Source organism: Gemmatimonadota bacterium (assembly GCA_016719105.1).
In the GTDB taxonomy this organism is placed as follows: Bacteria; Gemmatimonadota; Gemmatimonadetes; order Gemmatimonadales; family Gemmatimonadaceae; genus SCN-70-22.
On the sequence record JADKAQ010000022.1, the window covers coordinates 126,854 to 146,364 of the forward strand.

Genomic DNA, 19,511 nt, shown 5'->3' on the forward strand with positions numbered 1-19,511 from the left:
GGATGCGGAATCCGGTGGACGGAGAGTGGAGCGCGGACAAGTCGTGGTCGTGCATGCGCAAGGTGTTGGAGAGGAGATGTGGAGGTGCTGAGGCGAGTTAGGATCACCTGGGCCTCGCCCTCCGGCGCGGTGCCCCACGCGCAAGAACGGGGCTCGCCGCACCGTGATCCACGAAGCGCCTTCCGGCCGCCCTTCGGGACGGCAGAAAGGCGCAGAAAAGCGCTCCAACATTCGTGCGAACCCCGAAACGCGTCACCAAAGAACACGCCGCCAGTAGGGACAACTCCCCGATTGACACAGGGCACGACGGTGGGCTGTTGCCCCTGCGCCACGTATCGGCGGCACGAATTGGTCAGACCAGCAGGAATTGCCGGTGCGTTAGGCGTGCTCGGACCGCCCCGGCCACCCCGGCCCCCGGGATTCCGGCCGCGACCGCACCGTCCGAGCTGCCGATACTCCCCAAGGTGACGCACCCGACTGCGCCCCTCGCGCCGGAGCCATCGCCCCAGCCCCGCATCACCCCCGTTCGCCGCGGCTTCCGCCCGCTTCGCGACGCGGTGATGCTGGGCGGGGTCATCGTGCTGGTGGCAACGGTCGGACTCAGCGTCGCCGCATGGCGCGCCCGTCAGGCGCAGCTCGAAGGGGTACGGCACGAGCTGACGCAGCTCGCCACGACCCTCGCCGCGCAGGTCGACGGCGACCTGCATCGCACGATTACCTCGCACCGCCAGGCCTTCACCCCCGAGCACCTGCGCGCGGTCGCGCCGATGCTGCGCTTCCACAAGGCGTCCGAGGACATCATCTACGTCTACACGGCGATTCGGCGCGACCGGCAGATCTACCTCGTCCTGGGGACCGACCTGCTGTATCGCGTCGCGGGCGACACCATCGCCCCCGATTCCATCATGTCGCCGTGGAACGGGAACGACCCCACGTTCCGCTCGGCCTTCGAACGCCAGGTGCCCGTCGTGTCACCGGTTCTGGAGCGCGAGCAGTACCGGAGCTACCTCAGCGCCTACGCCCCCATCCGCGATTCGCGCGGCGACTTCGTCGGCGTGCTCGGCCTCGACATGTGGGTCCGCGACCTCGAACACCGCTTGGTCGCAATCCGCAACGCCGCCATCACCGCGTGGTGCGCCGTCGTCGTGCTGGCGACGCTCGTGGGGATGCTCGCCTATCGCTCGTTAAGCGCGACCGTCGCGGCACAGCGCCGGGAGCGAGAGGCGCTCGTCGAGGCCGAAAGGCGCGCGAGCTGGCCGAGGTGGCGCGTCGCCAGGCGGAGCAACACGCCGCCGTCGCCGAGCAGGCCAGCCTGGCCAAGAGCCGCTTCCTCGCCAACGTGAGCCACGAGATCCGCACGCCGCTCAACGGTGTCATGGGGATGTCGGCCCTGCTCATGGATGAGCACCTCACCCCCGACCAGCTGCAATACGCGCGCATCATCTCCACCAGCGCCGGCGGACTGCTCGAGGTCATCAACGACATCCTCGACTTCTCCAAGGTCGAGGCTGGGCGCGTGGAGCTGGAGGCGCAGGACTTCGCCTTGCGCGATTGCGTGGAAGAGGTCCTCGAGATCGTCGCCCCAAGCGCCAGCGAGCGGGGGGTCGAGCTGGTCTGCCACATGGCGCACGACGTCCCGGCCTTCGTGCGCGGCGATCGCCTGCGATTGCGACAGGTGCTCCTCAACCTGCTCGGCAATGCCGTGAAGTTCACGGAGCGAGGAGAGGTCGAGGTGCGCGTCCACGGGTCCGCCGCGCTCCCCGGCGATGGTGACGAGCGACGGCGCCTCGCCTTCGCCGTGCGCGACACCGGGATCGGGATCAGCGCCGAGGGACAGCAGCGGTTGTTCGCCTCGTTCTCGCAGGTCGATGCGTCCACCACGCGCAAGTACGGTGGCACGGGCTTGGGGCTCGCGATCAGCAAGCGCCTCGTCGAGCTGATGGGCGGAACGATCGAGGTCGAGAGTGCCGAAGGGATGGGGAGTACCTTCCGCTTTGGCGTGGCGCTCGACGCCGCCCACGATCGTGATGCCGGCGCCGCGATGCCGGGCAAGGTGCTGCATCGGCGGCGCCTCCTCCTCGTTGACGACTGCGCGGCCCAACGGCGCGCGCTCGCGGCCCTGGCCGAGTCGTGGGGGCTCGAGGTCGTCGCCTTGTCGTCGGCGGTGGAGGCCCGCGAAGCGCTCTCACATGCTCCGTTCGATGTGGCCGCGATCGATGTCGGATTGCGCGACGCGAATGGGGAGCCGCTGCTCGACGTGCTCGCGCGGGCTGGCGCCACGGGCCCCCGCGCCGTCATTGCCCTGGCGCCACTTTCCTGGCGCGCCGTGAGCGGGGGCGAAGCGCGCTGCGTCGATGCGCGTCGCGTGATCCGGAAGCCGGTGCGGGCGGCGCTGCTGCGCAATGTGCTGGAGGCCGCGTGCCGGGAGACCACGCTCGAGCGGGCTCCCACGCCGGTCAGCACCCCCGCCTTCCCCCTCGACATCGCGGCCCTGCGCTCAGCGGCCCCGGCGCGCACCCGCGTCCTCGTCGCCGACGACAGCCCTATCAATCGTTTCGTCATGCAGGAGGTGCTGCAGCGACTGGGGATCCAGGTCGACCTCGTCGCTGAGGGCGCGGCGGCGGTGGAGGGGGCGGTGCGCGGTCGCTACGCGGTCGTCTTCATGGATGTCCAGATGCCCGGCATGGATGGGCTCGAGGCCGCGCGACGCATCGTCGCCAGCATGCCTAACGCCGATGCACGTCCGCTCATCGTCGGCGTCACCGCCAACGTCACCGACGAGGGGCGGGCGGCCTGTCGCGAGGCCGGGATGGACGACTTCCTCGAGAAGCCGATCGTGGTGGAGCAGGTCGCGGCGGTGCTGCGTCGCGTGGAGGAGCGCACGCGCGCGTCGCGCGGCGCTCCCGCGCGAGGCGTTACTTCCTGACCCCGCGCGCCGAGACCGAGTCGACGATCACGCGCCCGCGCTCGTCGAGCTGGGCGTGGAAGGCGTCGATGCGCTTCACGTAGTCCAGCGTCTCTACGTGCCGCCAGCGCTCCACCTTGGGGGCCACCGACTCGATGCTCGGCCAGCGCCGCGGATCGAGCCCCGAGGTGCGCGCCGTCGTCTGGGCGTTGAGCAGCGTGCGGCGCCCCGCGTTGTAGCTGGCGAAGGTGAAGGTCCGCACGTCGGTGAGCACGGAGTCACCCTCCCAGCGCGTCCACAGCTGCCGGTCGTATGCGATTCCCGCAGCGATGTTCATCTCCGGGTGGTCGATGCGCTTGAGCTCGGGGTTCTTCGAGGCGATCTCGCGAAAGGTCGCGGGCATCAGCTGCATCACCCCGCGTGCCCCCACCTGGCTCCGCGCCTTGGGGTCGAGGTTGCTCTCCGCCATCCCCTGCGCCTTGAAGATCCGCCAGTCGAAGGCCGGGCCGAAGTAGCGCTTGCTGTACTTGCTGAAGGTGTCGTCGTAGCGGTCGGCGGGGGCGCGCCGCTGCGCGCGTGCCGTGCGCGGGGCGAGCGTTGCGAGCGCGCCGAGGGTCAGTACGGCAAGGGACAGTTGCGCAGCGCGCATGTGCCGTGTGTGCCGCTAGTTGAGCGCGCCGCCGATGACGATCGCCACCGCGATGAAGATCGCGGCGATGAAGAGGCCGACCGCGATGTTCCCCTTCTTGAGCTCTTCCTCGAAGTCGACCTTGGGGGTGAGCAGGTCGATGACGCGGTAGGCGACGAACATCATCGCGACGCCGAGGGCGGCGTAGAGGAAGTTGAGGGCGATGATGGACCACTGCATGGAGACATGGGATTCGGGGAACCCGCCAGGCGGTCGATCGAGCGGTGAAGGATGCATCCCCTCACCAGGGAGATGCTAGCACCGATCCGCCGTCAGGCGTCAGGGGGACATCATGCCAGGTGCCCCGCCGCGCCGCTTGCGGCCGGTGGTCCCCGACCGGACTTTCTCCTCCCTCGCGACCAGGACCATTCCGTGTTGCACCATGCGTACCTGCTGCTGACGATGCTCGGCGGCGCGATCGACACGTATCCCCGCCAGCCGGTCGACGTCGAGCACTATCGCTTCGCCCTCACCCTCACCGACTCCACCGATCGCATCGAGGGTGAAGCCACGGTACGCATGCGCCTGCTCGCGGCCGGCCTCACCCGCGTGGAACTCGACCTCGCCGGCGTCACCGCCGCGCGACAGGGGAAAGGGATGGTCGTGCGCGCCGTGTCGAGTGGCGGCGTGCCGCTGGCCTTCACGCACCTGGGCGACCGCCTCGCCATGACGCTCGCCGCTCCGTCAGCGCAGGGGCAGGTGACGGAGTTCGTGGTCCGCTACGCCGGCATCCCCGCCGACGGGTTGCTCATCAAGCCTAACGCGCACGGCGACCGCACCTTCTTCTCCGACGACTGGCCCGACAAGGCGCGCCAGTGGCTCCCCACCATCGACCACATCTCCGACAAGGCGACCATGGAGATGGACGTCACCGCGCCCGCGCACTACCAGGTCATCTCCAACGGGCGGCGCATGGAGGAGACCGATGTATCCGACGGCATGCGCCGCACCGTCTGGCGCGAGTCGGTCCCCATCGCGCCGTGGCTCTACGTGCTCGGCGTGGCGCGATTCGCCGTGCAGCACGTGGGCGACTACAACGGCATCCCGCTCGAGACGTGGGTCTTCCACAAGGATCGCGACGCCGGCTTTCACGACTTTGCCGTCCCGGTGAAGGAGGCGATGGCCTTCTACTCGGAGTTCATCGGCCCCTTCTCGTACGAGAAGCTCGCCAACGTGCAATCCAACTCGGTGAGCGGCGGGATGGAGGCCGCCTCGGCCATCTTCTACAGCGCCGGGAGCGTGACCGGGACGCGAAGTGTGCGGTGGCGCAACGTGATCATCCACGAGATTGCGCACCAATGGTGGGGGAACGCCGTCACCGAGAAGGACTGGAACGACGTCTGGTTGAGCGAGGGCTTCGCCACGTACTTCACCCTGCTCTTCATCGAGCACGCGTATGGACGCGACGCATTCGCCGACGGGCTGCGCGACTCACGCAAGACGGTGATCGACTTCTACGCCAAGCGCCCTGACTACCGCGTGATCCACGAGAACCTGGACGACATGTCGCAGGTGACCACGTCGATGACGTACCAGAAGGGGAGCTGGGTGCTGCACATGCTGCGGCAGCGGATGGGGGACGATCGATTCTGGGCGGGGATCCGGGAGTATCATGCGCGCTACCGCGACGCGAGCGCGTCCACGGACGACTTTCGCCGCGTGATGGAGCGTGCAGCTGGCGAGGATCTCTCCGCATTCTTCCAGCAGTGGCTGTACCGCGGAGGCATTCCGCGGCTGGAGGGGACGTGGCACTGGGATGCCAAGGCGCGAGAGGTGGTGATCGAGGTGCGCCAGGTGCAAGCGGGGGCGCCGTTCGTGATGCCACTGGAGGTAGCGATCGAAGTGCCGGGGGCGGCGGCGCGCGTCGAGCGGCTGCAATTGGGTGGGGCCGTGCGTCGGTTCACCTTTGCAGCTGAACGCGCGCCGAGTGGGGTGACGTTGGATCCGGAGGTGCGGGCGCTGTTCGAGGGGGGGCTGACGCGGCGGTGATGCGAGCAGGCGGCGCCGCGTGCGCGGCGCGCCGCCGCCGGCGATTCACTGGCTGCTGCGCCCCCTCGTAACAGTTACCGCGGCCTCCACCGCGCCCTCGGGCGCCTGACTTCGTCCTCGACCATGTCCCATTCGATTACGGCGGCAGTGGTCAGTTTGGCACTCCTGCTGCCGCCCGCTCTGACCCACGCCCAGCCCCGCCGCTCGGCACCGGGCGAGTATAGCGGCTACTCGACGGCCACGTACGACGGCTATCGCCGCGAGTCGCGCCACGTCGCCATGCGCGACGGCATCCGACTGGCCGTCGACCTCTATCGCCCCACGCGACAGGGGGTGGTGCACGAGGAGCGCCTCCCCGTCGTGTGGACGCACCATCGGTACAATCGCGCCTTCATGCGCGGTGACACGCTCATCGACTACATCAACGGCTTTGGCGCCGGCGTCGACCGTCTCCTGCGCCATGGATATGTGGTGGCGGCCGTTGATGCGCGCGGCGCCGGGGCATCGATGGGGACGCAGCAGGGCTTCTTCATGCCTGACGAGGCGCGCGACGCGTACGAGATCACCGAGTGGCTCGCCGCGCAGTCGTGGTCGACGGGGCGGGTGGGGATGATCGGGAGGTCGTACCTCGGGATCACCCAGCTCTTCGCGGCCAGCCAGGCGCCGCCGCACCTCAAGGCGATCTTCCCGGAGATGTACGTCTTCGAGTGGTATCCCTTCATCTATCCGGGCGGGGTCTTCCGCGACGACTTCTTCACCCAATGGCAGCGCCTGACGAAAGGCCTCGACTCGGGGGCGCGATTCACGTGGGGGCCGCTGCGCTTCGACGGCGTCGCCCCCGTCGATGGTCCCGACGGTCGCCTGCTCCGAGACTCCGCCATCGCGGCGCACCGCGTCAATCGCGACATGCTGGAGATGTGGCGCGGCGTCCCCTATCGCGACAGCCGCGATTCCATCAGCGGGAAGCCCATCCATCAGGAGCGCGGCCCCGCTACCTATCTCGCGCAGATCAACGCGTCCGGGGTGGCGGTGTACGGACTGGCTGGCTGGTTCGACGCTTTCCCGCGCGACGCCCTTCTCTGGCACGAGAACCTGACCGTCCCGCGCAAGCTGGTGATGGGGCCGTGGTTCCACGGGGAGACCACAGGGTTCGACCTCGCCACGGAGCGCCTGCGCTGGTTCGACCACTGGCTCAAGGGCATCGACAACGGGATCATGCGCGAGCCCCCGATTCGCTACTTCGTCATCGACGCGCCGGCGGGCGAGCAGTGGCGCACCGCGCGCCGCTGGCCGATCGCCGAGGCGCGCGCCACGGTGTTCCACTTCGGGGCGCGGTCGCGGGGTGAGACGCCTAACGCCAACGCGCTGGCCCGCGTGCGGGAGGCGGCGGGAGTCGACACGCTGCGCGTCGACACGACGGCGACCGTGGGACCCGCCACCCGATGGGCCGCCACGTACGGCGGCCCGGGCGGCTATCCCGACCTGGCGGCCAACGACGCCAAGGGGCTCACCTACACCACCGAGGCGCTGGCTGCACCCGTCGAGGTCATCGGTCACCCCGTCGTCCACCTCTGGGTGGCGTCGTCGGCAGGCGACGTCGACGCGATCGTCTACCTGGAGGATGTTGCTCCTGACGGGCGCTCGACCTACGTCACCGAGGGGGTGCTGCGTGCCTCGCACCGTCGCCTGGCGACGCCGCCCTATCGCAACTTCGGGCTCCCCTGGCCGCGCAGCCACGCGGCGGACGTCCGCGTCCTGCCGATGGTGCCGACGGAGCTGCAGTTCGACCTCCTCCCGACAGCGAAACGATTCAAGGCGGGCCATCGCATCCGGATCACCGTGCAGGGGGCCGACCGCGACACCCACGTGCGGGTCACGCACGGAGCGCCGACGGTGCTCGTGTACCGCGACGCACGGCACCCGTCCCGCATCGTCCTTCCCGTGGTGCGATGAGGGGCCGCGCGCCTAACGGCATCTGGTAGCAGGTGTATCGCTCGGCGCTGTCGGCGACCGCCAGCAGCCCTCCCCCAGTGGCGGCACACACCGCGAAGCCCCGGCCCCGTCTTTCCGGCGTTCGTCCCTGAGGCCTTGCGGGCAGGGTGGCGGGTGCGACTTGTTTCCTCATCCTCTCACCGTGCCTCCCCCATGCGACCCTTCGTTCGGCTCCTCCTCGCGACCCTCGTCCTCGCCCCCGCCTTCTTCGCGCAGGGGCTCGTCGCGCAAACGCCGCAGCGCGCCGTCCTGGTCACCGGCGCCAGCTCCGGCATCGGCCGCAAGATCGCCGAGCGGCTCGCCACCGAGGGGTTCTACGTGTATGCCGGCGCCCGCAAGGCGGAGGACATCGCCGAGCTGTCGAAGATCCCCAACATGAAGGGAATCCGGCTCGATGTGACCTCGGCGAACGATCTCGCGGCGGCGGTGACGCTCGTCGAGCGCGAAGGGCGCGGGCTGTACGGCGTGGTCAACAACGCCGGCATCGCCGTGGGCGGGGCGCTGGTGTCGACCGAGGAGAAGGAGCTGCAGTCGGTACTCGACGTGAACGTCATGGGGCCGTGGCGGGTGACCAAGGCCTTCGCGCCCATGCTCATCGCCTCCAAGGGGCGCGTCGTCACGGTGTCGTCCATCTCCGGCATCCTCTCCGGCCCGCTGCTCGGCGTGTACTCCATGAGCAAGCACGCCATCGAGGCGTTCGGCGATGCGTTAGGCGCGGAGATGGCGCCGATGGGGGTGACGTCGTCCCTCATCGAACCCGGCAACTACAAGTCCGACATCGGCCGCAACACCATGGCGCAGGCGCAGGCGGCGGCCGACCGGGCCAAGGGGACGCCGTTCGAGGCGGCGATGCAGGGCTTCGTGCGCGCGATGGGGAACTACGACAACTACCCGGAGCCCGACGACGTGGCCAAGGCGGCGCTGCACGCCTTCACGAGCGTGAAGCCGCAGCCGCGTTACATGGTGGTGCCGGCGGCGGGACAGGCGGCGGTGACGATCCGGAAGGCGATGGACGAGCTCGTGCAGCTCAACCACGGGCACCAGTTCACGTACGATCGCGAGGCGCTGGTGAAGATGCTGGATGAGGCGCTGGCCAAGGTGGCGAAGTAGCGCATGACCCGTTCGGCGCCGTCCCGACTGTCGCTCCCCGTCCTGGTCGCGGTCGCCTGCCTCAGCGCAAACGCTGGCGCCGCACCCGAATCGGCGGCGCCCGCGACGGCGCAGGGGGCGGAACTCACCGTCTCCGCCAACGTCCACGTCAGCGCCACGCGCCCCTCGTCGCCGTTCAACGAGGTGGTCATCGCGGCGCATCCCACCGACGCGCGCCGCCTCCTCGCCTGCTCGATGCTCGAGCCGGAGCCTAACCGGCGCGTGAAGTCGGCCGCGTGGATTTCCGCCGACGCGGGACGCACCTGGTCGGCGCCGATCGTCACCACCGCGCACTGGGCCAACGACCCGACCTGTGGCTGGGCCGCTGACGGCACCGCGATCTTCACGCACAAGGTGAATGACGGCACGCCCACCCCCGCGGGGAGCGTCAACTCCGACCTCGACTACCTGGGGCTCGAGCGATCGCGCGATGCGGGGCGCACGTGGCTCCCCATGGTCAGGGGACCGCAGGTCAACGACCGCCCGTTCATGGCGATCGATGGCACGAACGGCGCGCTCTACGTCGCGTACAACGGACACCTGCACGGCGAGGAGCCGCGGCATGACAACGCCAGCTTCCGCAACACGGTCGCCCTGATTCGTTCCGACGATGGCGGCGCGACCTTCGGTGCGCCGGCGCAACGCGCCCTCATGGACCAGACCGCGTCCGCCGGGAGCAACGCGGGGATGGACGGGGTCGTGATCCTCCCCGACGGTTCGATCGCGGTGCTCTACACGCACATGACGCTCGCCGAACAAGGGAAGGGCGAGACCGCGTCGCCCACCGGCAAGCCGACCGTGGTGGGCAGCGCCCTGATGCTGGCCCGGTCCACCGACGGCGGTCGCACGCTCGCCCCGCCGACCCTCGTCGCCCGCGTCCACAGCGGCTACAACCTCGCGCACGCGCGCGGCATCACCGGCACCATCGCCGTCGACACGAGTCGCGGCCCCCATCGCGGGCGCCTGTACGTGACCTGGGCCGACTTCGCCTCGGGGCGCGGGGAGATCCTGCTCACCTCCTCCGACGACGCCGGCGCCACCTGGTCGCCCCCGCGCCCCGTGAACGACGACGCCGGCACTCGGCTGCCTAACGGCGGACCCGATCACTCCATGGCCACGATCGCCGTGAACGGCGCCGGCGTGGTGGGCGTGCTCTGGTACGACCGGCGCGAGTTCCCTGCCGCCGAGGGCTATCGCCCGCGCTTCGCCGCGTCGCTGGATGGTGGCGCGAGTTGGAGCCCGAGCGTTGCCGTCTCCACGGCCCCCAACGCCCGCGCCGCGCAGCAGGGGCCCGACTATCTGCCTAACGGAGGCGACACGGCGGGACTCGCCGCAGCCGCCGATGGCCGCTTCCACGCCCTCTGGATCGACAATCGCACGGGCGTCCAGCAGGTCTGGACTGCGGCGATTACTGCAAGGGCGCGCGGGCGCTGAGCCGCGCGGATCGCCGCTGGCAGGTCCCGTTAGGTAGTGGCGGGCGTTCGCCCGCCGAGTCGGCCGAGCCGCCCCACGAAGTCGTCGAGCGCCGCCGTCAGCTGCACAGCGGCTCCCTCGCTCATCGCCTCGCCCAACTCGAACTGCGAGCCCCGAATGGCGATGACGAAGGTTTCGGGGACGGGGTCGCCGACTACGGCGCGATAGGTCTGCAGCAGCGCTGCGGGGGAGAGGGCGTGCGTGGTGAACGCCACGTCGTGCGCCGCCACCACCGGGCGCACGGCATAACCCGGCGCCCCCGCCTCGGTCGTGGCATCGACGAAGTACACCTGCTCGCGCCCCCGCAGGTCGAGCGCGTGCTCCACCTGCAGCTGGAAGTCGGTCAGCACCTCCACTTCGCCGCACGCGATGGCATCGGCGCAGCGAAGCTCGAGGCGGCGCACGAACTCGGGGCCAAGCGCGTCATCGCCGCGGGACGGGTTCCCGTAGCCGAAGACCAGTACGGGCGCCGTCATCGCGCGCACCCCCTCATGGCGCGTTGCGCGTGACCCGATCGACCAGCGCGCCTGCGGCGTCGCGCAGTTCGACCACCAGCGGCATCTGCCCCAACGCGTGCGTGGCACACGAGAGACAGGGGTCGAAGGCCCGGATCGCCACCTCGATGTGGTTCAGCAACCCCTCGGTGACCGTCTGGCCGTCGATGTACTCGCGCGCCACCGACCGCACCGCCTCGTTCATCGCCTGGTTGTTGTGCGTCGTGGAGACGATGAGGTTGCACATCGTCACCAGGTCCTGCTCGTTGACCTCGTAGTGATGGATCAGCGTCCCGCGCGGCGCCTCGATGATCCCCACCCCTTCACCGGTGCGCACCCCGCCCGCCATCAGCGTCTCGCCGCTCAGGTCATCGTCGTGCAGCATCTCGCTGATGACCTCGGCCGCGTGCAGGAGCTCGATGAGGCGCGCCCAGTGATAGGCGAGCGGCGCGTGCACCACCTCGCCGTTGTGCGCATCCTTGAAGTGCCGACGCTCGGCCTCGGCCAGCGGCGTGTGAATGAAGTCGCAGTTCTGCACGCGGGCCAGCGGCCCCACCTTGTACCACCCCCGCTCGGGACCTAGCGCGGTGAGGTAGGGGAACTTCATGTACGTCCACGGCTTCACCTCTTCGGCGATGTGCCGCCGGAAGTCGGCCGGGGCGATGTGGTCCAGGAGGATGTTTCCGTCCGCATCGCGGGCGCGCAGCGTGCCGTCGTAGAACTCGAGGCGCCCGTCGGCCCCAACCAGCGAGAGCATGTTGGAGCGGAAGTGGCCAAACGAGGCATAGAGGGCGTGGTGCTGGCGATGCAGCGCCTTCACCAACTCCAACCCCTCGCGTGCCCACGCGATGATCTGCGGCATCTCCTCCAGCATCGCCAGCCGCTCGGCGACCGTCACCGCGCGGTTCACCCCGCCCGGGACCGACCCCGTCCCGTGCACGCGCTTGCCGGCCGTGATGCGGATGATCTCCTGCCCAAACTTCCGCAGCAACACGCCGTGCGTCGCCAGGTCGGGGAAGGCCGCGGCGACGCCGACCACGTTGCGCTTCGCCTTGTCGCTGTCGAAGCCGAAGAGCAGGTCCGGGGTCGACAGGTAGTAGAAGTGCAGCGCGTGCGACTGCAGCATCTGCCCGTAGTGCATCAACCGCCGCACCTTGTCGGCCGTCGGCGTGAGCTGCGTGGCCCCGACTACGACGTCGAGCGCCTTCGACGCCGCCAGGTGGTGGCTCACCGGGCAGATGCCGCACAGCCGCTGCACCATCACCGGCACTTCCCAGTACGGGCGCCCCTGGATGAAGCGCTCGAAGCCGCGGAACTCGACGATGTGGAGCCGCGCCTGGTGCACGTGCCCCTCGTCGTCGAGCAGGAGCGTCACCTTGCCGTGCCCCTCCACGCGCGACACCTGCTCGATGGCGATGCGCCGCGTGGGCTTGTCGGTGCGTGAGGTCTCGAGCGAAGTCATGAGGCGTCAGTCATAGTGAATGAGGCCGTGCCCCAGGTGCGGCGTGCGCCCGGCGATGATGTCGGTGAGCAGCGCCCAGATGGCGTCGGCCGACGGCGGGCACCCCGGCAGGGAGTAGTCGATGCGCACGACGTCGTTGATGGGGTGCACCTGGTCGAGCGGGAGCGGCAACTCGGGATCGTTAGGCACCACGTCGTACACCGACGCCAGGCAGTCGCGCACGTCCAGGTGGTTGCGCTGCGCCGGGAGCCCGCCGTTGATGGCGCACGCCCCCACCGCCACCAGCACCTTGCACTGCCGCCGGAACTCCCGCAGCACCGTCACGTTCTCGGCGTTGCACAGCCCCCCTTCGATGAAGCCCAGGTCGCAGGGGCCGCACTGCTTGATGTCTGTGAGCGGCGAACGGTCGAACTCCACCAGCTCGAGGAGCGGGAGGATGCGTTCGTCGATGTCGAGCAGCGACATGTGGCAGCCGAAGCACCCCGCCAGCGACGTCGTCGCGATCCGCAGCTTCTTGGCCGGTACCGTCACGGTTCCCCCTGCGCCGGCGTGGCGTCGATGGGCGCGAGGTCGTACGTCCGTTGCCCGATGGGGACCGAGAAGGCGCGCCCGCGCTTCAGGATCACCCCCACCGGACAGACCGCGACCGCCGTATCGGTGATCGCGATCGACGTGTCGACTAGCTTCCCCGATTCGGCGTTCACGATGAGGTGCTTGTGGATGCCGCGCCCCGAGAGGGCGAAGACGTGCCGCCCGTCGATGTCGGCCGAGGCGCGCACGCACAACTCGCACAGGATGCAGCGATTGAAGTCGAGCACCAGGTCGGGGTGCGAGGCGTCGACCGGGCGATCGGGGAAGAGCTGCGTGAAGTGCAGCGTCTTCACCTCCAGCTGGTAGGCCACCGCCTGCAGCTTGCAGTCGCCGCTCTTCTCGCACGATGGGCAGAAGTGATTCCCCTCGACGAAGAGCAGCCGCACGATCTCGCGCCGCAGCGCCCGCACGTCGGAGGTCTCGCTCTCGACGGCGAGTCCCGGCTGCGCGGGGAGGGTACACGAAGCGCTGAAGCGCCCGTTGGCCCGCACCATGCACACCCGGCAGCTGCCATGCGGGCGAAATTCGGGGTGCGCGCAGAGGTGCGGCACGTAGTGCCCGCCGCGAGCGCCGCCTGCAGGACCGACTGGCCGGCGGTGAAGGGGATCTCCTCCCCGTCGAGCGTGAAGGTGTTGGTCACGGGCCCTCCAGGTGCGCATGTGCGTCGTCGCGCCCGGTGATCGCCCGCGCCGGCGCCAGCGCCTCATCGAGGTCGAACGTGGGCGAAAATTCGAGCGACAGCAGGCGCCGCTCCAGCGTCGGCCGGAACTTGTCGTAGAGTGCCAAATAGGGATTGCAGGCCGTGTGCCCCAGCCCGCACTGGCTCCCCTCGCGCATGAGGTTCGCCAGGCGCCGCGCAATGCGCACGTCGCGCCCCGTGCCGCGCCCCTGGGCGATATGGTCCAGCGACCGCGCCAGCTGCGTCGTCCCCACGCGGCACGGGGTGCAGAAGCCGCAGCTCTCGTGGGCGAAGAAGTGCGTGAAGTTCGTCACCACGTCGAGCAGGTCGCGGTCGGCCCCGAACACCATGAAGGCCCCCGCCGACGGCACATCCTCGAACGAGAGGCGGCGCGAGAACTCGTGCGGGGCCAGCAGCGTCCCCGACGGCCCGCCGACCTGCACCGCCTGCACGTCGTGCGCCCCGCAGGCGTCCAGCACCACCTGCACCGGCGTGCCTAACGGGTACTCGTACAGCCCCGGGCGCTCGCAGTCGCCCGACACCGAGTGGATGCGCGTCCCGCTCGACTGCGCCGTCCCCACCGAGGTGAACCAGTCGCCGCCGTGCTGCGCCACCAGCGACGACAGCGCGAACGTCTCGACGTTGCTCACCACCGTGGGTTGCTGCAGGTAGCCGTGCGTGACCGGGTACGGCGGGCGGTTGCGCGGGATCCCGCGCTTTCCCTCGAGCGATTCGATCAGCGCCGATTCCTCGCCGCACACGTACGCCCCCGCCCCCATGAGCACCGCGATGTCGAAGTCGAAGCCGCGGTGCCCCAGCAGGTCGCGCCCCAGCAGGTGCGCGCGGCGGCGCGCCAGCAGCGCCGCCTCGATGGGGGCCTGCAGGTGCAGGTACTCGGCGCGCAGGTAGATGAAGCCCTGCTGCGCCCCGATCACGTGGGCGCAGATCGTCATCCCGTCGAGCACCAGGTCGAGCTGCGGGCCCAGCAGGGCGCGGTCCTTGAACGTCCCCGGCTCGCCCTCGTCGGCGTTGCACACCACGAAGCGCGTGGGCCCCGGGGCGGCCTTGGCGGCGGCCCACTTGTCGCCGGCCGAGAAGCCGGCACCGCCGCGACCGCGCAGGCGCGAGCGCTTGAGTTCGGCCAGCATCCCATCGGCGCCGCGAGCGAGCGAGGCGCGCAGGGCATCACCCGGCGCGATCGTGGCGGAGAGCAGTCGGTCGCGCCGCTGGATCACGTTGCTGAGCGTGAACAGCTCGGCGGGCCAGTGCGGCAAGGCGGTGCGCGTCTCGATGAGCCGTGCGATCTGGTCGATGCGCGTCTCGGTGAGCCGGGCGATCGCGCGTCCGTTCACCAGGAGCGCCGGCCCCTGCTCGCACAGCCCGGTACACGAGGTGAGTCCGACGCTCACCCGACCGTCCGGCCGCATTTGGTCCGGCGGGACCCGCAGCGCCTCGCAGAGCCGCGTCCTGAGCTCCGCGTACCCGCGGAACTCGTCGATGATGCAGTCGGAGAAGAGGACGCGGTACTCGCCCTGCGGTGTGGTCGAAAAGAACGAGTAGAAGCCGGCCACCCCTTCCACGCGAGCGCGTGGCAGGCCCAGGTGGCCGGCGAGCTCGGTGATCACCGCTGGGGAGATCCAGCCGTTCGATTCCTGCACGTCGCGCAGGATCTGCACGAGCCGCGTGGGGTCGTGCCGGTGCCGTTCGAGCAGTGCGACGAGATCCAGACCCGCCATGAGACTTTGCTGCCGTTCGGGAGACAGGTGGGGCGCGTGGAATGCCTACTGCGAGAATCGGCATCTGGTGCGCCCAAAGCTGTCGGGGATAGCGGAAGCGGACCGGAGTGTGACAGCCTACAGTCGTGTCACCGCGGCGCGCGCTGGCGGTCGCGTCACGAGTCGCCCCCTGACTGATCCCCACTCCCGCCCGTACCCAACGCGCTATCCTGCCCCGCCGTCCTCCCCATGCACCCGCCGGAAGTACGCGGCCAGGTCGATCACCAGCGGCTCGCCCCCCTCGCGTGGTGTCCACGTCAGCGAGTCGAGGAGGACCTCCGGCGCGTCGTCCCCTGGGCGCCAGCGCTCCACGAAACGATTGGCCGGGTCGACGATCCAGTACTCCGGAACGCTTTGCGATTGATAGAGGTGGCGCTTGCTGTGGCGATCGGCGCGCGCGGACGAAGGGGAGAGCACCTCGACGGCAAGGATCAGCCGATGCACGTCGTCAAGACGTGCCGGCTTCCGTCCACCGATGAAGGGAACGACAAAGACGTCGGGCTGGACGACGCGATTCGGTGAGAACCGCACCTCCGCCGGGGCGATGATGCAGTGGAGGTCGTTCCGCCGCGCGTACGGGGCAAGGAGGAGAAAGAGCTCCCCCACCGCGTCCTGGTGCAGCCACGACGGCGCCGGCGTCACCAGCAACTCTCCGTCCACCACCTCGTACCGGTTGCCGTCGTCCGGCAAGGCACGCAGCTCGTCGACGGTCCAGTCGCGGCGCGAGCGGTCGGGAAGGAGCGGCGGTAACGCGGGCATGGCCATAGCGTACGCTCGGCGCAGTTAGGGGGGCAAGGGGGCATCCCGCATGATCAGGTGTCCCCAGCGCCGACACGTTACCGTATTCGCGCGAGTGCCATCAGACTATTGCGTCGCCTCCCCGTGTACGCGCCGGAAGTACGCGGCCAGGTCGATCACCAACGGCTCCACCTCCTCGCGCGGCGCCCACGCGAGCGACTCGACCAGGATCTCCGGCGCGTCGTCCCCCGGGCGCCAGCGTTCGACGAAGCGGGCGTCGGGATCGACGATCCAATACTCGGCGACGCCTTCTGATTGGTACAGGTAGCGCTTCCTGTAGCGATCAGCGCGCGCGGTCGAGGGGGAGATGACCTCCACCGCGAGCACGAGGCGCTGGACATCCTCGAAGCACGTCGCCGGCCTGGCGTGCACCAGTGGGACCACGAACACGTCAGGCTCGACGCTTCGGCGCTGCGAGAAGGCCACTTCCGCTGGGGCGATGAGGCATTCCAAGGCGAGCTGCTCCGCATGCGGCGCGAGGAGCCGGGCGAGATGGAAGGCCGCCCGCTGGTGTGGCCACGACGGCGCCGGCGTCACGAACAATTCCCCGTCGATGACCTCGTAGCGATTCCCGTCGTCGGGAAGGGCACGCACTTCGTCGACGGTCCAGTCGCGGCGCGAGCGGTCGGGAAGGAGCGGCGGTAACGCGGGCATGGCCATAGCGTACGCTCGGCGCAGTTAGGGAGGCAAGGGGGCATCCCGCACGATCAGGTGTCTCCAGCGCCGACACGTTACCGTATTCGCGCGAGTGCCATCAGACTATTGCGTCGCCTCTCCGTGCACCCGCCGGAATAGCGCCGCCAAGTCGATCACCAGCGGCTCCACGTCCTCCTGCGGCGTCCACGCAAGCGACTCGACCAGGATCTCCGGCGCGTCGTCCCCCGGGCGCCAGCGTTCGACGAAGCGTGCGTCGGGATCGACGATCCAGTACTCGGGGACGTCTTCCGATTGATAGAGGTGGCGCTTCCTGTAGCGATCGGCTCGCGCAGAGGAGGGGGAGATGACCTCCACCGCGAGCACGAGGCGCTGCACCTCCTCGAAGTGCGTCGCGCGACGTCCGTCCATTCGCGGCACTACGAAGAGGTCTGGTTCGACGCTACGGCGAGGGGAGAACGCGACTTCGGCTGGCGCGATGTAACAGTCGAGCGCGCAGCGGTGTGCGTATGGTCGCACGAGAAAGAGGAACTCCATCGCCGCCTGCTGATGCAGCCACGACGGCGCCGGCGTCACAAACAACTCCCCGTCGATGACCTCGTAGCGATTCCCGTCGTCGGGAAGGGCACGCACTTCGTCGACGGTCCAGTCGCGGCGCGAGCGGTCGGGAAGGAGCGGCGGTGACGCGGGCATGGCCATAGCGTACGCTCGGCGCAGTTAGAGGGGCAAGGGGGCATGACACACGTTGGCGCATGCCCACCGCTCGAGACGTACCTTTTTCGCGCCGCTGGTGACGAACGATTGCAGAGCGCCCTACTGGCTCGCCTCTCCCAGCACATCCCACCGAGGCTCCCTCCACCCCGGCACGACCGTTGGACACGCCGCCCCCGGCCGCGACACCACCGTCGTGAACGAATCGCCGCCGTCGCCGTAGCGCAGGTCGAACAGCGTCACGTCGCCGTTGGCCGAGCGCGACCAGATGGGGACGCGGATGAACTCGAGCGCCGCCGCTACCTCGCACCGCTCGGCCGCCAGCGCGCGCAGCTCCGCCACCGGCGCAGACCACTGGCGTCCCCAGGCGATGGAAGGCGAATCGCTCCGCCCCGTCGCCGTCGACCCGTCAGGATCTCCACGTCCCACCACACGACAGGCGCCTGCCGAGCGAAGGGCGGGGATGGGTGCGACGGTCGCGGTGGTCGCCGAGTAGGTGCCGGCGTTCTCGGTGACCACGATCGCCGTCAGGCACAACACATTCCCCGGCGCCGGCGTCAGCACCACATCGCGCAGCGTCGCGCCAACCTCGCGCTCCACCGCGCGCCGCCCTAACGACGATCCGGTGAAGAACATCGCCTCCAGCGCGAGCCACGCCGTGATCGCCACGGATGCCCGCCGCGCAGCCGGCACCTTCCAGCTCACCGCCAGCCAGGCGAGCGCGCCGGCCGTGAGCACCGCCGCCACGCCGTCGCCCACCATGTCCACGCGCCACGCCGCCACGAGTATCGTCAGCAGCAACGCCGCGCTGAGCAGGCGCCCGGCGATGCTCTTCGCGATGAAGACCAGTGGCGCCAGCGCCACGATCCAGAGCCACGGTTCGACGATGAAGACCGCGTCGCCGTAGATCCAGCGTGAATCGATCGGCCACCACGGATGCACGCCGTAGTTGTTGGTGTAGTCGAGGGCGATGTGCGAGAGCGAGGCGGCGAACGCCAGGGCCAGCAGCGTGCGGGCGTAGGGCGGGGCACGCAGTGAGCGGCGCAGCGCGAGCGTCAGCCCCCACGCGGCCAGGGCGGCCAACACGGTGAACAGGACCGTGTGCGTGTGGCCGCGGTGGTGCAGCAGGTAGCCCAGCGGGCCGATCCCCATGCGCTCGCCCGAGTAGGTGATGTCGAGGTCGGGGAGTTCGGCGAGGACGATGCTGAGGGTGAAGGCGGTGCGGCGGAAGGTCGTGGTGCTGGTGCCTTGGCCGCGGCTGGCACTGGCGGCGAGGGCGGGGGCCACGCGTTGGCAGGCGGCGGCGGCGAGCAGGGCGCCGGCGAGGGCGTGGGTGATGTTGTCCATGAAGGGAAGAACGGATGAGTCGGGCGCTGGGGTTCAACCGGACGGGCTCGCGGAGGCGTCGCGGCGCGCTTTGGATGACGCACGGAATGAAACGATGAGCGCGCATGGTGTCGAACCCGCGATGGTCGGGAATGCACCCTGTCGCGCGCTGCGCCCGTCCCCGCCTGCCCCACCCTTGCGCCCTCGGCGCCGCCGAGCCGAACGTATGTCCATGCCTGCCGCCGTCGATCGATACTACACGCGGGACGAAGTGCTCGTCCTCCCGGACGACGGGAATCGCTACGAGCTGGTGTACGGGGAACTCCTGGTGACCCCGTCGCCCGCCGTCTCGCACCAGCTGGTGGTCGGACGACTGTTCGCGGCGCTCCACGCCTACGTCGAGCGGCATGCGGTCGGCCGAGCGTTCGTCTCGCCGGCCGACCTGTCGTGGGGGCGGGAGGACATCATCGTGCAACCCGACATCTTCGTGTTGTCGCCGGGCGATGTGCGCGAAGACAGGTGGGAGCGGTTGCGGCACTTCGAACTGTTTGTCGAAGTGCTCAGTCCATCCACGGCGCGCTATGATCGCTTCACCAAGCGCCGCCTGTATCAGGAGATGCGGGTGCCGCTCTACTGGGTGATCGATATCGGTCGTCGGCGCGCCGAGGTGTGGACTCCTGAGGCGACGATGCCGATGTATGAGGAGGAGCGGGTGCGGTGGGAGCCGGCGGGGGCGGGGGAGGGGATGGTGATGGAGCTGGCGGAGTTGTTCAGGGCGTAGGGGCGACCGAGTTTCGTCCGTCGCAGGCCTTTCGCAACATCGGA

At 69.5% G+C, this 19,511-nt stretch carries 17 protein-coding genes and 1 pseudogene; 7 read left to right on the forward strand and 11 right to left on the reverse strand.

Annotation, left to right across the window (positions count from 1 at the left end; all coding sequences use genetic code 11):
• The first annotated feature begins 464 nt into the window (after positions 1-464).
• Positions 465-1,343, forward strand: coding sequence for a cache domain-containing protein (locus IPN47_20245; protein MBK9410332.1), 879 nt, complete (start codon positions 465-467; stop codon positions 1,341-1,343).
• Entirely contained in the window at positions 1,262-2,926 is a 1,665-nt protein-coding gene (locus IPN47_20250; protein ID MBK9410333.1) for a response regulator, read from the forward strand. Before IPN47_20245 ends, IPN47_20250 begins: the two co-directional genes overlap by 82 nt.
• Here IPN47_20250 and IPN47_20255 read toward each other — a convergent pair.
• Together IPN47_20255 and IPN47_20260 are read right to left on the reverse strand one after the other, a co-directional pair.
• Positions 2,916-3,554: a transglycosylase SLT domain-containing protein gene (locus IPN47_20255; protein MBK9410334.1), complete on the reverse strand. Its 639-nt coding sequence runs from the start codon at positions 3,552-3,554 to the stop codon at positions 2,916-2,918. The two genes, IPN47_20250 and IPN47_20255, sit on opposite strands and share 11 nt — an antisense overlap.
• A 15-nt stretch (positions 3,555-3,569) precedes the next feature.
• On the reverse strand, positions 3,570-3,773 hold the full coding sequence (locus IPN47_20260; protein ID MBK9410335.1) for a DUF350 domain-containing protein: 204 nt from the start codon (positions 3,771-3,773) through the stop codon (positions 3,570-3,572).
• 192 nt (positions 3,774-3,965) lie between these two features.
• Between IPN47_20260 and IPN47_20265 the strand changes: the two genes are divergently transcribed.
• The 4 genes from IPN47_20265 to IPN47_20280 all read left to right on the forward strand — a co-directional run bounded on the left by IPN47_20265 (position 3,966) and on the right by IPN47_20280 (position 10,157).
• On the forward strand, positions 3,966-5,582 hold the full coding sequence (locus tag IPN47_20265) for a M1 family metallopeptidase (GenBank protein ID MBK9410336.1): 1,617 nt from the start codon (positions 3,966-3,968) through the stop codon (positions 5,580-5,582).
• A gap of 123 nt (positions 5,583-5,705) precedes the next feature.
• Positions 5,706-7,535 carry a CocE/NonD family hydrolase gene (locus tag IPN47_20270; GenBank protein MBK9410337.1) on the forward strand — a complete coding sequence of 610 codons (1,830 nt, stop codon included), beginning with the start codon at positions 5,706-5,708 and terminating at the stop codon, positions 7,533-7,535.
• A 192-nt stretch (positions 7,536-7,727) separates the two neighbouring features.
• Entirely contained in the window at positions 7,728-8,684 is a 957-nt protein-coding gene (locus tag IPN47_20275; GenBank protein MBK9410338.1) for an SDR family NAD(P)-dependent oxidoreductase, read from the forward strand.
• A 3-nt stretch (positions 8,685-8,687) separates the two neighbouring features.
• Positions 8,688-10,157, forward strand: coding sequence for an exo-alpha-sialidase (locus IPN47_20280; protein ID MBK9410339.1), 1,470 nt, complete (start codon positions 8,688-8,690; stop codon positions 10,155-10,157).
• 29 nt (positions 10,158-10,186) lie between these two features.
• Here IPN47_20280 and IPN47_20285 read toward each other — a convergent pair whose 3' ends face one another.
• The 9 genes and pseudogenes from IPN47_20285 to IPN47_20325 form a co-directional block, all read right to left on the reverse strand.
• The gene (locus tag IPN47_20285) at positions 10,187-10,672 is read right to left on the reverse strand and encodes a hydrogenase maturation protease (protein MBK9410340.1); all 486 of its coding nucleotides are present in this window, start codon (positions 10,670-10,672) and stop codon (positions 10,187-10,189) included.
• A 13-nt stretch (positions 10,673-10,685) separates the two neighbouring features.
• Positions 10,686-12,152, reverse strand: coding sequence for a Ni/Fe hydrogenase subunit alpha (locus IPN47_20290; GenBank protein MBK9410341.1), 1,467 nt, complete (start codon positions 12,150-12,152; stop codon positions 10,686-10,688).
• 6 nt (positions 12,153-12,158) lie between these two features.
• Positions 12,159-12,617, reverse strand: a complete 459-nt coding sequence (locus IPN47_20295; protein ID MBK9410342.1) for an NADP oxidoreductase — start codon at positions 12,615-12,617, stop codon at positions 12,159-12,161.
• Between the two features lie 62 nt (positions 12,618-12,679).
• Positions 12,680-13,383, reverse strand: a pseudogene (locus IPN47_20300) ((2Fe-2S)-binding protein).
• Complete coding sequence (locus IPN47_20305; GenBank protein MBK9410343.1) at positions 13,380-15,158, reverse strand: NAD(P)H-dependent oxidoreductase subunit E; 1,779 nt, start codon at positions 15,156-15,158, stop codon at positions 13,380-13,382. Before IPN47_20305 ends, IPN47_20300 begins: the two are co-directional and overlap by 4 nt.
• A 204-nt stretch (positions 15,159-15,362) precedes the next feature.
• On the reverse strand, positions 15,363-15,956 hold the full coding sequence (locus tag IPN47_20310; protein MBK9410344.1) for a Uma2 family endonuclease: 594 nt from the start codon (positions 15,954-15,956) through the stop codon (positions 15,363-15,365).
• Positions 15,957-16,061: 105 nt separating this feature from the next.
• The gene (locus IPN47_20315; protein ID MBK9410345.1) at positions 16,062-16,649 is read right to left on the reverse strand and encodes a Uma2 family endonuclease; all 588 of its coding nucleotides are present in this window, start codon (positions 16,647-16,649) and stop codon (positions 16,062-16,064) included.
• 105 nt (positions 16,650-16,754) lie between these two features.
• Positions 16,755-17,342 (reverse strand): Uma2 family endonuclease, encoded by a 588-nt coding sequence (locus IPN47_20320; GenBank protein ID MBK9410346.1) that lies wholly within the window; start codon positions 17,340-17,342, stop codon positions 16,755-16,757.
• Positions 17,343-17,462: 120 nt separating this feature from the next.
• Positions 17,463-18,707 carry a metal-dependent hydrolase gene (locus IPN47_20325; protein ID MBK9410347.1) on the reverse strand — a complete coding sequence of 415 codons (1,245 nt, stop codon included), beginning with the start codon at positions 18,705-18,707 and terminating at the stop codon, positions 17,463-17,465.
• A 211-nt stretch (positions 18,708-18,918) separates the two neighbouring features.
• Here IPN47_20325 and IPN47_20330 point away from each other — a divergent pair, with 211 nt between their 5' ends.
• The gene (locus IPN47_20330; protein MBK9410348.1) at positions 18,919-19,467 is read left to right on the forward strand and encodes a Uma2 family endonuclease; all 549 of its coding nucleotides are present in this window, start codon (positions 18,919-18,921) and stop codon (positions 19,465-19,467) included.
• Positions 19,468-19,511: the final 44 nt, after the last annotated feature.

What these genes read in the sequence shown, in the direction of transcription:
- IPN47_20260 (MBK9410335.1), bottom strand. Translation starts at nt 3,773, where the DNA reads ATGCAGTGGTCCATCATCGCCCTCAACTTCCTCTACGCCGCCCTCGGC.
- IPN47_20255 (MBK9410334.1), bottom strand. Translation starts at nt 3,554, where the DNA reads ATGCGCGCTGCGCAACTGTCCCTTGCCGTACTGACCCTCGGCGCGCTC.
- IPN47_20315 (MBK9410345.1), bottom strand. Translation starts at nt 16,649, where the DNA reads ATGCCCGCGTTACCGCCGCTCCTTCCCGACCGCTCGCGCCGCGACTGG.
- IPN47_20295 (MBK9410342.1), bottom strand. Translation starts at nt 12,617, where the DNA reads ATGTCGCTGCTCGACATCGACGAACGCATCCTCCCGCTCCTCGAGCTG.
- IPN47_20280 (MBK9410339.1), top strand. Translation starts at nt 8,688, where the DNA reads ATGACCCGTTCGGCGCCGTCCCGACTGTCGCTCCCCGTCCTGGTCGCG.
- IPN47_20320 (MBK9410346.1), bottom strand. Translation starts at nt 17,342, where the DNA reads ATGCCCGCGTCACCGCCGCTCCTTCCCGACCGCTCGCGCCGCGACTGG.
- IPN47_20325 (MBK9410347.1), bottom strand. Translation starts at nt 18,707, where the DNA reads ATGGACAACATCACCCACGCCCTCGCCGGCGCCCTGCTCGCCGCCGCC.
- IPN47_20310 (MBK9410344.1), bottom strand. Translation starts at nt 15,956, where the DNA reads ATGCCCGCGTTACCGCCGCTCCTTCCCGACCGCTCGCGCCGCGACTGG.
- IPN47_20330 (MBK9410348.1), top strand. Translation starts at nt 18,919, where the DNA reads ATGCCTGCCGCCGTCGATCGATACTACACGCGGGACGAAGTGCTCGTC.
- IPN47_20275 (MBK9410338.1), top strand. Translation starts at nt 7,728, where the DNA reads ATGCGACCCTTCGTTCGGCTCCTCCTCGCGACCCTCGTCCTCGCCCCC.
- IPN47_20270 (MBK9410337.1), top strand. Translation starts at nt 5,706, where the DNA reads ATGTCCCATTCGATTACGGCGGCAGTGGTCAGTTTGGCACTCCTGCTG.
- IPN47_20285 (MBK9410340.1), bottom strand. Translation starts at nt 10,672, where the DNA reads ATGACGGCGCCCGTACTGGTCTTCGGCTACGGGAACCCGTCCCGCGGC.
- IPN47_20305 (MBK9410343.1), bottom strand. Translation starts at nt 15,158, where the DNA reads ATGGCGGGTCTGGATCTCGTCGCACTGCTCGAACGGCACCGGCACGAC.
- IPN47_20290 (MBK9410341.1), bottom strand. Translation starts at nt 12,152, where the DNA reads ATGACTTCGCTCGAGACCTCACGCACCGACAAGCCCACGCGGCGCATC.